The 12260-nt window shown below is 61.8% G+C and carries 8 protein-coding genes; 7 read left to right on the top strand and 1 reads right to left on the bottom strand.

Annotated features, from left to right (window positions below):
• The first annotated feature begins 1 nt into the window (after window position 1).
• The 7 genes from PDMSB3_RS21960 (at window position 2) to PDMSB3_RS21930 (ending at window position 9535) form a co-directional block, all read left to right on the top strand.
• Entirely contained in the window at window positions 2-292 is a 291-nt protein-coding gene (locus PDMSB3_RS21960) for a hypothetical protein (protein WP_007176054.1), read from the top strand.
• Between the two features lie 106 nt (window positions 293-398).
• Entirely contained in the window at window positions 399-701 is a 303-nt protein-coding gene (locus tag PDMSB3_RS21955) for a hypothetical protein (RefSeq protein WP_007176053.1), read from the top strand.
• Window positions 702-1198: 497 nt separating this feature from the next.
• A complete protein-coding gene (locus PDMSB3_RS21950) occupies window positions 1199-2572 on the top strand; it encodes a hypothetical protein (protein ID WP_007176052.1) in 1374 nt (457 codons plus the stop codon).
• A complete protein-coding gene (locus tag PDMSB3_RS21945; protein ID WP_007176051.1) occupies window positions 2569-5466 on the top strand; it encodes an SEL1-like repeat protein in 2898 nt (965 codons plus the stop codon). Before PDMSB3_RS21950 ends, PDMSB3_RS21945 begins: the two co-directional genes overlap by 4 nt.
• Window positions 5467-5725: 259 nt before the next feature.
• Window positions 5726-6487, top strand: a complete 762-nt coding sequence (locus PDMSB3_RS21940; protein ID WP_007176050.1) for a glucose 1-dehydrogenase — start codon at window positions 5726-5728, stop codon at window positions 6485-6487.
• Window positions 6488-6644: 157 nt separating this feature from the next.
• On the top strand, window positions 6645-8900 hold the full coding sequence (locus PDMSB3_RS21935) for an SdiA-regulated domain-containing protein (protein ID WP_007176049.1): 2256 nt from the start codon (window positions 6645-6647) through the stop codon (window positions 8898-8900).
• 161 nt (window positions 8901-9061) lie between these two features.
• Window positions 9062-9535: a peroxiredoxin family protein gene (locus PDMSB3_RS21930; protein WP_405044924.1), complete on the top strand. Its 474-nt coding sequence runs from the start codon at window positions 9062-9064 to the stop codon at window positions 9533-9535.
• Here the strand turns inward: PDMSB3_RS21930 and PDMSB3_RS21925 are convergent.
• The gene (locus PDMSB3_RS21925; protein WP_165187682.1) at window positions 9525-12062 is read right to left on the bottom strand and encodes a beta-propeller fold lactonase family protein; all 2538 of its coding nucleotides are present in this window, start codon (window positions 12060-12062) and stop codon (window positions 9525-9527) included. The two genes, PDMSB3_RS21930 and PDMSB3_RS21925, sit on opposite strands and share 11 nt — an antisense overlap.
• Window positions 12063-12260: the final 198 nt, after the last annotated feature.

Raw genomic sequence — 12260 nt, 5'->3', positions numbered from 1 at the left:
ATTGGACAATGCCGACGCGGCGCTGGAGAAAATGAGCCGGCTCGTGACCGCCAACATGGAGACCGTGAGCATGCTTGGGGCACGAGCGATGGTGCTAGGCAAATTTCTCGACGCGGCCCTGCCCCAGCTCACAACGTCGCAGCGCGCCGAGGTCGCGCTGTCATTCCGGCAAGGTATCGAGGACGCGATGTCGCTAATGGACGACGTGCCCTTGCATGCCGGCTATCACTCGGCCCTGCTTGAACTCACCAATGCCATCCTTGCCGCACTGGCTCAGGGATCTGTCCGCTAGTCGCCCCGGCATTGCCGAACCGCAGTTTGGCTCTCGAATCGCGGGAAAACGCGGTATAGTCCGAGGGCGCAGGCATTTCAATTACCCCATTCTGACGGATGTGAATATGATTCCACTCGGTGCAGCGTCTACCCTACTCGGCGGCGTAACCAGCGCCATCAGTTCCGGGCTGTCGATGCTAACGGGCAAAGGCTCCGCGAGCGAGTCAAGTCAGTCGAGTTTTGCGGCGCACCTGAAGTCGGCAACGACGTCACAGAGCAGTTCCGCGAAAAGCGTGCATCACCATCACGTACCAGGCGCAGTCGGCGTGGTGAGCGCAATGGCCAGTTCTTCCCCAGTACAAGCGGCTGCGAGCGCTGGTACGGCACAAGGTGTCGCGGCCGGCTCGATCATCAATATCAGCGCCTGAACGGTTGCCGAAACCCGAGTGGGTAATGCGTTCGTAATAAGCGTTACCCTGAATGAGACACCGTTCGAGAAGGCGCGCAGGGCGGAAGCACGCTGACTGTCCACGATTCATGTTGCCAGCTTAGCCGCCCGGAGTTGGGCGTTTCGCCGGCTAACGGCAATCCGCAGCACATGACCCGTCGCGTCGCTCAGAATCCCCCTGTCATCCTTTCTTCCATGCAAGACCTACGGGGTCAGCGTCTTCTCGTGCCTGTAAAACCGGACTCGACGACATGCGGCGATTCCAGGCGTCATCCGGCAAACTCAACTCCCGCTTCGCATTCGACCGGCACGTTTGGCGAAAAGCTGGATGAAAGCAAAGCAACGCCTCTCAAGAACTCCCGTCATCTTGCCGATATCCATACGGCCACATCCACGTCATGCATGCCGCTTGAATGAACCGGCGCGCCTCCGCGCGCGCGGTTCCGTTCACATTTTCGTAGTGCACATTCGAACAAGATGAAGCTCAAGACCAGTTTCTACGGGGTGATGCTGTTTTTCACGGCAGTAAGCGCAAATGCGCTGGATATGCGAAGCACGCAGCCTGTCGCACCGGCATCGGAAGCGCAGACAACCGTGCCGGCCGGTCCAGCGGCCCTGACCAGCGAGCGTATCCGCCAGATCGTCGGACAGGCAGGACTCGATCCCGATTCGGAAAAGGGCCAGTTGCTCGTCAAGCTGGTCACGCGGATTGCGGCCGACCCGGAGTTCCGGAACCGGCTCAGCAATTGGTCGCAAACGCGAGGGATGTTCGGCGGGCAGTTGTCACCGGACGATCGCTTGCGCGTGCTGCACCTGTTAAAAGGCCTGGCGCAAGGGCCGAAGAGCGACTGCGACGCGCTCGCCGCCAACGGACGCGACTTCTTTCTGATGGCGAAAACCCTCTCCACGCAAAGTTTCCAGAATCTGCTGGAAATCATGGAGATTTCAGTCGATCGCAGCACGCTCGACTCGAACGACGAGCGATACACCACCGCGGAACTGCTCGATGCCGATACGGAACTCGAATCGAAAGTGCCGTCGCAATTCAGCGCGAAGGGTCCGTCGAATGCCTGCGAGTTGATTCGCGTTGCCGTCGACGCGGTCGACGGATTGCCGCCCGCATCGCGCCAGGCCGCGACGTACGAGCTCTTCCAGATCATGGACCACAAGCCATCGGCACGCGCGAAAGTATTGGCCGACCCCTACGCCTACCTGGACGACATGTTCGACGAGCGGCGCATGCCCGATTCGATTCGCCGGAAGTTGCCGCAGAACGGCAGCCGCCCTTTGCCGTTCTCGCGTCTTGTCGTCGATGCCGAATGGAAGAACCCGTCGACGCCCAACCAGCCGACGCCGTTCAAGGACACTTTCGTGAACCGTCGAAATAATGGCGTGATCGCCGAACTGGTGACGCCGGCTGCGGATTCCGCTCGACTGGACTGGTCAGACTTCTGCTTGAGCTACGGCGTCGCGAGTCTGCTGACGCAAACCGTCGGAACCCGCGAGCTGATGCCGCTCGGCACGCTAAAGGACGATGCAGCGGTCGCCACAGCGAGCCGACCGCTTGTCGAAGGGCGCAGCATCGAGCTGGCTCTTCCGCTGCCATCGGAGAAAGGCGAGACCTCGCGGACGTGCGAGGTCGGCAAGACGGTTCCCGCATCCACGCTTTTCAGGTCGCTCGACGGAGACGCGGTCGGTCTGCATTGCCAGTCGGTGACGAAGCGCGGCGAGACAGTGCGCTTCGATGCGGCGTTACTCGTGAACTACGGCATTGCGTGGACGACATCGATTGACGACAAGGACGGCCGGACCGACGCCATCATCAGAAACGTGACGATCCAGCAGCCATGAGGGTGCGACAAAAATCGCGCAACGGGGCGCGTCGCGATGCCGGCGCGCTGCTGCTCGCGGCGCTGGCAGGTCTGCCTTTTACGGCAATGGCAATGGCAATGGCGTTGCCGGCATCGCCGCATGCGGATACCGCTGCGGTACTTTCAGGCGCCCGGTTTCACGCCGCGGATCCACGGTTGGCGCTCGAGAACCGCACGACGCCTTGTGCATTGATGCTCGACAATCGCACCTGGAGCGTCACGCCATTCGAAAAGCCGAAAGACGAACGCGCGCGATGCATGAACGAGGCGGCGCAAGGCAACCTGACCGCGCGGGCCATCTACGGCCAGATGGTGACGTACGGCTATGGCGGTGAGCGTGACACCGCGACAGGCGTGGCGATCCTCAAGTCGTCGGCGCTCGACGGCTCGCTGCTCGCGCGCCGCATGCTCGGCAACCTCTATCGCAACGGCACCGCGGTTCCACAGGACTATCTCGCTGCGCGCCAGTGGTTCGAATCGGCTGCCGCAGACGGCGATGCGACGTCGGCCACGGTGCTCGGTGCAATGAGCGCGAACGGAGAAGGCCAGCCGGTCGATAACGCCGCCGCATACAGGTACTTCGTTCAAGCCGCAGAGGGTGGCTCGGCGAACGGCGCGGCCAATGCGGCGCAATTCACCGCGCTCGGGCGCGGCGTGCCGAAAGATCCGGCTGTCGCCGCTTCGTGGATGATCCGCGGCGCGAGCGGCGGCGATGCGGGCGCGCAGTTCCTGCTCGGCCTCGCGTTGTTGCGCGGCGAAGGCGTGCCGCGCGACGCCGGGAACGGCGCCGGATGGTTGCGCGAAGCCGTGCGCCAGGGCAACACCGGCGCCGAGACGGCGCTAGGCGACGCGTATCTCAGCGGCGTTGGTGTACAGCGTGACGCGCACCGCGGTGTCGATCTGATGTCGCACGCGGCAAGGCAAGGTTGGGTCTATGCGCAGCGCAGAATGGGCGACCTCTATGCAACCGGCACGGGTGTCGCGAGGAACGACGTGCTGGCACGTTCGTGGTACCGGAAGGCAGCGGTCGAAGGCGACGCCGCCGCACGTTTTGCACTCGCGGACCTCTATCGCACCGGTCGCGGCGGTCCGGTCGATCTGGAGGCAGCCATCGGCTGGATGCGCGGCGCAGCGGATGCAGGACTGGCGACAGCGCAGAACGACCTCGGCGTGATGTTCCGTGAAGGCTGGGGCACGCACAAGGATTCCGCCGAAGCTCGCACGTGGTTCGAGAAAGCGCACGCGCAGGGGCTCGGCGTCGCCTCGTTCAATCTCGCGATCTATGCATTGCGCGGAGAAGGCGAGCCGGTCGACTTCGGCAAGGCGTTCAAACTGGCGAGCCAGGGCGCCGGGCGCGGCAGCGAAGAGGCGGCGGTCACCGCCGCCGCAATGGCGTGGAAGGGGCAAGGCACACCAGTCGACAAAGCGCTGGCGCTGCGCTGGTATCGCTTCGCGGCGGACCACGGCAACGTGGAGGCGGCGCGCTGGATCGGCAATCAATATCTTGCGGGCACCGAGGTGCCGCGTGACGAGCCTCTCGGCCTGCACTACCTGACGCTCGCGACAAACGCGGGCGATCCCGCGAGCAGCGTGTCGCTCGGCGCTTATCTGACCGAGCATGGTCAGTCTTTGTCGGGCAAGACGGGCGTCGAGTGGCTCGAAGCGGCAGCGCAGCGCCGCGTTCCCGCAGCTTACGCGGCGCTCGGCTATACGTACGCGCGCGGCATTGCGGGCAAGCAGGATTCCGGTGTCGCGCTGAGCTGGTTCTCGCAGGGCGCGCAGCTCGGCGACCCGGCATCGCAGGCATGGCTTTGCAGCGCGTACGCATATGGAAGCCCCGGCGTGCAGCGTCGTCCCGATTACGCGGCGCGCTGGTGTCAGGCCGCATCGCGCAGCGGCAACGTGCTTGCGATGAGCATTCTCGCCGACGCGCGCAACGGCGTCGCCAATGACACTAGCCGGGCGTACTGGCAGTGGAAAGTCGCGGACCGGGGCGATCCGAAGTACCAGTCGATACTGGGCGACAGCTACGATCTCGGCGATGGTGTCGCGCCCGATCTGTCAGCGGCGACATACTGGTTCCGGCGCGCGGCGGATCAGGGCAATGCCTCCGCTCAAAGCTCGCTGGCGTGGCACCTGTTGACGGGCCTGGGCGGCCGCGTCGACGAATACGAGGCCTTTGCGTGGGCATCGAAGGCGGCGCCGGCCGACGCGGAAGCCAAACGGATGGTGGGCGTCGCTTATGCGTATGGCCGCGGCGTCGGGCGTGATCCGGCTGCGGGCCGTGTCTGGCTCGAAAAAGCGATGGCCGCTGGCGACGACTGGGCTGCCAGCGATCTCGCGACCTTGTACGAGATTGGGCTGCTCGCGCAGCGCGAGCCGGCGCGTGCAATGCAACTTCATCGCCAGGGCGCGCGAGGCGGGGCCGAGCAGTCGCAGATTGCGCTCGCCTTGCACGCGCTGGCGGCGGGCACGGAAACGGGCCTCGGCAGCAATGAGCGGCGTTGGCTGGTCCCGGCCGATGCGGCGTCGAACCTGTGGAGCGACGATTCGCTCGCGCCCGTCGGCGAACTGCGCCGGCGCTGGGACGGTTTGTCGTGCCTGAATGAGGCATTGCTCGGCAATCCGCTGATGCAATACGGCGTCGGCATGCGCTTTCTGACCGGCAACGGCGTTCCGCGCGACCGTGCGCTCGGTGCCGCCTGGATCGCCCGCGCGCGGGCTGGTTTCGAAGCCCGTGACGGCGTGCCGGCGTACGCCGCCGCAATCAGGATCGTCGAGGCGAGACTGTCCGAACGCATGGGCGATGACGAGAAGCAGCGCGCTCGCGAGATCGCGGCGAATCTGGACGCGACGGTGAGGGAGTTGCAGTGAAGCGGCGGCGAAGCCGTTGTCGTGCAGATCGGCTGGCCGCTCATGCGGGCTGGAAGACGTTAATCGCGCGCGATGTGTCACAAGAGTTTAGCTAACGCGATTCATCAATTTATCTGGTTTGCCGGACCACCACCAGACAGATATTCTTCTTGTCGCCTCCTGAAGCAACCGCCCGCCCCCTCCCCGGACCGGAACCCGCATGCATCATCGCGATTGCGCTGAAGAGGCGTCATCTCACCGTCACGCAGAGGTTCGCTAAATGAATACCGTCCCGCAGGTCCCGTTGATTCTGATAACAGGCGGAGGCCGTGGCGTAGGCGCGGCGACTGCGCGGCTCGCTGCCGCACACGGTTACGATGTAGCGATAAGCTTCGTCTCCGACGAGTCTGCCGCTCTCGCGGTAGCGGCTGATGTGGAAGCTGTCGGACGCCGGGCTTTAGCCGTGCGCGCAGACAGCGCAGATCCTGAGCAGGTCGCTCAGCTATTCGCCGCGATCGACCGGAAGTTCGGCCGGATCGACGTGCTGGTGAATAACGCCGCGATCATTGCGCAGCAATCCCGGCTGGAGGATCTCGAATTCGAGCGGATGCAGCGTATCTTCGCGGTCAACTCGATCGGCCCTATCCTCTGTGCGCAGCAGGCGGTGAAGCGGATGTCGCATCGTCACAATGGCCGAGGCGGTGTCGTGATCAACGTTTCATCGGCATCGGCCAGGCTTGGCAGTCCAAACGAATATGTCGACTATGCTGCGTCGAAGGGTGCGCTTGAGACATTCACTACCGGCTTTGCAAAAGAAGTCGCGCGGGAAGGGATACGCGTCAACTGCATTCGCCCCGGCCACATCTACACCGACATGCATGCAAGCGGCGGCGAGCCGGGACGAGTGGATCGCGTCAAGGACTCGATCCCGATGGGAAGAGGCGGTCAGCCTGAAGAGGTTGCGCGGGCGATCCTATGGCTGGCAAGCGCCGAGGCGTCTTTCATCACCGGCACGTTTCTCGATGTCACCGGCGGCAAGTGAGCAAAAGGGTACGGCAATGGAGGCGGTGCTCCGCGGATACAGCATGTGACAGGTCGCCCCCGTCAGGTCTTTCGTACCGTTTCATCAGTCACGAAGACGCAACACAAGTCCGTTATGGTCGCGAATTCTTACCGACCTTTCAACTTCTTACCGTACCGTGAAAACAAAACTCTTAATTTCTGCGATTCTCGCAGCCGGTCTTAGCGCATGTGGCGGGGGCGATATTGGCAGCAGCACTGCTGGTGACAGTGGCGGCAATACCACTGTGCCTGCGGTAGATAGCAAAATCCCTGCGCTTGCATTTGCCGATCCGCAAAGCACCTATGACTTGAATAGCTACACGCAGACAGCAATGTTTCCTCTGCAGTACGCTACGACCGGCACCAATCTGTTGAACGCAGAGGCATCCGGCGTGACCTATGACAAGGATACCGATTCGCTGTTTGTGGTTGGCGACGGTGCCACTTCAGTCGTACAGGTTGCAAAGAGCGATGGTCACGTTATCGATTCCATGACGCTCAATGCCGGCGACTTCGAGGACACCGAAGGCATCACTTATGCCGGTGGCGGCAAGTTCGTATTGGTGGAAGAGCGTCTTCGTCAAGTCGATCTGTTCACTTACGTTCCAGGCGGAACACTGCGCAGAGCAGACGTGCAGTCCGTCAAATTGGGTACAACGGTTGCCAACGTCGGTATTGAGGGTGTTACTTTCGATACCAAAACAGGCGGCTACATTGCCGTGCGCCAGTCGCAGCCGACCAGCATTTTCCAGATGGCGGTCAATTTTTCAGGCGGGTCGGCGACGGCATCGAACGGCACGCCCATCTTGCCAACGACAGACAATCCGCCGGTGTTGTTCGATGCGGCCAAGACCGGCCTTTCTGCGTTCAATGACGTTTTCTCGTTGTCGAATATCGCACCGGCCAACGCTCCGGATTACGACAGTGTCATCATCATCGGTGCGCCGGATGGCAAGATCGTCAAGATGGATCGTACCGGCAAGTTGCTGAGCAGCTTGTATATGAGTGCCACGGCCCAGAACGAGGGTGTGACGATGGGCCCGGACGGCACCATTTATGCGGTCGGTGAACAGGCTGCGGGACCGAGTCTGCCGGGCCTGACCATCTTCAAGCCAACCACCGGCACGAACAATGTCGGCATGGGCAGCAACCTCTACCTGACGTTCGATCAATCGGTGAAGGCGGGTGCGGGTAATATCGTTCTCAGTAATGGCGCCGACGACACCCGGTCGATTCCTGTGAGCGACACATCGCAAGTGACGTTCAGCGGTAGTGTGATGAAGATTCATCCGAAGTTCTACATGGTTGCCGGCACCACCTACCACATCACGTATCCGACTGGGGCGATCAAGACCACAGCGGGGAACGATGTTTCTGCCGTGACCGACTTATCGACATTCTCGTTCAAGGCGATTGGTACTGTTGACCACACCGCCCCGACATTGACCAGCACCGCGCCGGTAGATGGCGCGACAGGCATTATCGGCAACCACATGACATTGTCGTTCAGTGAAGTCGTGCAGGCGGGCACAGGTAACATTGTTATCAGCAACGGCTCCGATACGCGTAATGTGTCCGTTGACGACACGACCCAGGTCAAATTCAACGGCGCCCGGGTGAGCATCACCTTGACGACACCGCTGCAGGATAGCTCTCGCTACACCGTAAAATTGGCCAACGGCGTTATCAGCGACCTGTATGGCAACGCATATGCGGGCACGACGCAGAGTTTCACCACTGCAGCGGCAGGTGCGCCGGCGCCGACCGTCCTGATCTCGGAGGTGAACTCGAACGCAGACGGAGGCCAGGATTTCTTTGAAATCTACAACTCCGGCAGCGCGGCAATTGATCTGACCGGCTGGAAGTGGGGCGACAATCATGCCGACGTCAACGATGCCAACAATAGCGCGGCATTTGTGGCGGGTACGATGCTCGCACCAGGTGAACATCTGGTCGTTGTTCCAGGTGTGCCCGGCACGGACGACAATACGTTCCGCACAACCTGGGGACTCGCCGGCACGGTTCCGGTCGTTGCGATGCTGAACGTCAATAACGATCCGGCAAATCCGATCGGTTTGGGTAAAGGCGATGCGGTAATCGTCTATGACGCGAACGGTAATGTCGCGGCTGCAATGAACTACGGGACGCCGATCGCTGCGGCGCAGGGAGACGGCACGACGAAAGCGATTCCAACGGCCACGGGTGCAGATGCCAGCCTCGTTGCGGCCGGAAACCATGCTGGTGCCGTTTTCGTTGGCGGCAATGCGAAGGTCTCCGCCGTGTGGGATACCGTTTCGCCAACGACGCCAAACTACGTTGAGGCAGTGGTTGGCGTGCACGGCGGTATAGCCGAGCCGCTTAAACCTGCATCGATTGGTTCGCCTGGACAGTAATTTCCCGCCGCTTTGCGGCATGTGTATGGCGAAAAACCGTCCGACTTTGTCGGGCGGTTTTTTTTTGATCTTACGCGTCAGTCCGTGAGGCTGGACGCCTTCCGTACCGACTTCAAGGGGGGAAGCCACCGTATAGCGCGCCGCCGGAAATTCATCCGGTGATGGAACGCGCCATCGCAGAACTGATTGCGAGCGGGCAGGCCGCCGGAGCCATTAAGGCCGGTGATCGCGCGCCGCACTTCAACCTGAAAGATCAGGATGGCAACGACGTGTCTTCCGCAGCGCTGCTCCTGAAGGGGCCACTGGTCGTGACGTTCTATCGCGGCGCCTGGTGCCCGTACTGCAATATCGAATTGCAGGCGATCAACGAAGTGCTGCCGCAAATTCAGACATATGGCGCGAACGTCGTGGCGATCTCACCGCAGACACCGCTCACTAGCCGCAAGTCGGTGCGCACCAACGAACTGGGTTTTCCGGTGCTGAGTGACATGAACGGTCGTGAACGGTCAGACGCGCGCCGACTTCGGACTGCGCTTCGCGCTGCCCGACTATCTGGTCGAGCTTTACAAGAACCTGAAGAACGATCTGCCGGCGTAGGCATTTGCGGCCAACACAGCGCCCCGGTCAGGGATTGACTACGGCAAGATCGAACGGGCGAGCGCCGACGCCGAACGGGCTACCGGCCAGATCCTGCAGAGCCCCGGTGGCCGGATCGATCGAAACGACTGATCCGTAGATCGCCAAAGCGTTACTCACGTACAGGTACTTGCCTGTAGGGTCTGGAACGGTGAAATTGGTGCCCGCGTTACCGTAGGCTCCGTAGCTGTCGGAGGTCAGTTGGGTCAGCGCGCCAGTCGTTGCGTCGACCGAATACGTCAGCAGGTTGCCGCCGTTGCCGGTACTGGCGAACAGCAGCTTGCCGTCCGGGCTCAGGGATGCACTTTGCCAGCCCCATCCGGTGTAGTTTGTCGTGGCCGTGAACGGGCTGCCGCTCACCGGAGTCAGCGCCCCGCTCGTCGCGTCGATGGCGAGGGCCGTGATGTTAGCCTCCCAGTTCACCACGTATAGCACAGTCCCCGCAGGATTGACGGTAATACCGTAGCCGCCCTGGTTGACCGCGCCGGTGTCGCTGAAGGGGCCGCCGCTGATCGGGGTCAGCACCCCGGTCGTGGAGTCCACGGCGAAACCCGAGATGTCGTGACTGTTCTGGTTCAGCACATACAGAAACTGACCGTTGGGCGTGATCGCCAGGCGGGTGGGCGCCGAGCCGACTATGTAGGGGGAGCCTACTGGGGTGAGTGCACCGCTGATCTGGTTGATCGAATACACCGACACGCTTGGGCCGTTCGAATTGACCACGAACAGCAGCGTGCCGGCTGGGTTCACGACCATGCCATTGGGCGAGGTGCCGGATGCAAATGGGCTACCGGCGACCTGGGTCAGTGCGCCGGTTGTGGCATCGACGGTGTAGGCGGAAATGTTGTTCGAATTATTGTTGGCTGCGTACAGGAAAGTGCCCGCAGGGTTGGTGGTAACCCAACGCGGATAGGTACCGGCCGGAAAAATTCCACCGGCTGCAGCCCCTACGTCCCCAGTCGTATGGTTGTAGGTGTATCCCAGTATGCGGTTGTTTGTGTAGTCAGGTATGTAAATGAAACTGGTTTTGGCAGGTGTGGTCACGCAACTCACGGCAACGCTCGTCACATTGACGCTCACACCCGCGCCCGAGCCGTTGGAGACGGTGCAGGTCTGCCCGGCGGGCTGAGTGCCGACGGTAACGGCGTAGCTGCCGTTGTACGCCACCGGCGTGGCAAAGGTGAAGCTGCCGTTGACTGTGACAGTGGTTGGATCAGCTGCATTATTGTTCAGCGTGACCTGAGTGCCGCTGGCCAGGCCCGAGACCGTGCCACCGATAACGTAGGTGTTGGCTGAGCAGGTCACGCTCACGTTCGAGGTATTCGCGGTGACGCCGGCGCCCGTGCCATTGGAGACGGTGCAAGTCTGCCCAGTGGGCTGGGTACCGACTGTGACCGCGTAGCCGCTGTTATAGGCCACCGGTGTGGCGAATGTGAAGCTGCCGTTGGCCGCGACAATTGTTGGATCCGCGCCATTGTTGTTCAGCGTGACCTGACTGCCCGTAGCCAGGCCCGAGACCGTGCCACCGATAACAAAGGTGTTGGCTGAGCAGGTCACGGTAACGTTCGAGACATTGGCGGTAACGCCAGCGCCCACACCATTGGAGACCGTGCAGGTCCGCCCGGAGGGCTGGGCGCCCACGGTGACGGCGTAGGTGCTGCTGATCTCCACCGGAAACGTAAACGTGCCATCGGAGTGGATCGTCAAGGCGCTGCCGCCATTGAGCAGCAACGTCAGCGATCCGCCTGACAGTCCGGAAACCCTGCCACCGAGCGTGTAGGACGATACCGAGGTGACCGACGACTGAGTGCCCGTCGTCATGGGCAATGTAACCTTGACCAGCGGGCCAGCCGATGTGGGCGCTGCAATCTGCACGCTGGAAGGCGTCGGGGCGGACAAAGGATTGCCGTCAAAGAATCCGTCCAGCTCCTGACCATTAGCGACAAACGGGGTCGTTGTGGGATCAAATCCTGTGGTGCTTACGCCGTTACCACTCAAGGCTTGTAGCAGCGACGCCGTCAGAATATTGGCCTTCGCCTGCAGGTATTGCGTCGCGGTAATCTGCGACAGCAACGCCAACACTTGTCCGCTCGTGGCCGGGAGGGCTGCAGACGAGGCCAGGCCAGCCGCGTCATAGGATAGCAATGTGGTCAGGGGATCGATGTTCACCACGCCGTTGATGACGCGTGACCCCTGCGGGGGAACCGCAACGGCTATCAATGGCGCTCCGTTCGGCGTGGTGTACCCCAATACCGTGATTGCAGCCGATCCTGGCGCACAGTTCGTGGTACTCATGGCATAGGTGCCATCGGTGGCTGTGGTGGCTTTGGCGCAGACATTGCCTTGCGTGTCAATCGCCTCGACGGTTTGCCCGGCCACAGGGTGTCCGTACGCCACCGTGCCGGAGACTTGGCTGGCACTGGGCCCAATCGGCGTTATGCCTCCACCGCTTCCACCGCTGCACGCAGCCAGAAACAAGGTCAATACCACCGCGGCGGTCACACTGAGGCAAGAACGCAGATTCATGAATAGTCTTGAGGGAAAAGTAATTGCACGACAGAGCGTGCCTTGTCAGAAGCGATATTGAACGTCGATAAGCGTCACCGGACACCATCGCAGGCTGCCTGGATCGTCCTCGATTTGCCGCCATCGCACATTCCCGCTCGCTGAACGGCAGATTGTGGCCGGAGACGCCCGCTGCGAGGTCGCTCCTTAGCTAACGGC

The sequence above is a fragment of the Paraburkholderia dioscoreae genome (genome assembly GCF_902459535.1).
Classification (GTDB): domain Bacteria; phylum Pseudomonadota; class Gammaproteobacteria; order Burkholderiales; family Burkholderiaceae; genus Paraburkholderia; species Paraburkholderia dioscoreae.
Note: the sequence above shows the minus strand (reverse complement) of the source record. Positions and strands in the feature narration are given on the sequence as shown.

Excerpts from the sequence above, each read along its gene's own strand:
- PDMSB3_RS21925 (WP_165187682.1), bottom strand. The coding sequence starts at position 12,062 with ATGAATCTGCGTTCTTGCCTCAGTGTGACCGCCGCGGTGGTATTGACC.
- PDMSB3_RS21930 (WP_405044924.1), top strand. The coding sequence starts at position 9,062 with ATGGAACGCGCCATCGCAGAACTGATTGCGAGCGGGCAGGCCGCCGGA.
- PDMSB3_RS21945 (WP_007176051.1), top strand. The coding sequence starts at position 2,569 with ATGAGGGTGCGACAAAAATCGCGCAACGGGGCGCGTCGCGATGCCGGC.
- PDMSB3_RS21955 (WP_007176053.1), top strand. The coding sequence starts at position 399 with ATGATTCCACTCGGTGCAGCGTCTACCCTACTCGGCGGCGTAACCAGC.
- PDMSB3_RS21950 (WP_007176052.1), top strand. The coding sequence starts at position 1,199 with ATGAAGCTCAAGACCAGTTTCTACGGGGTGATGCTGTTTTTCACGGCA.
- PDMSB3_RS21940 (WP_007176050.1), top strand. The coding sequence starts at position 5,726 with ATGAATACCGTCCCGCAGGTCCCGTTGATTCTGATAACAGGCGGAGGC.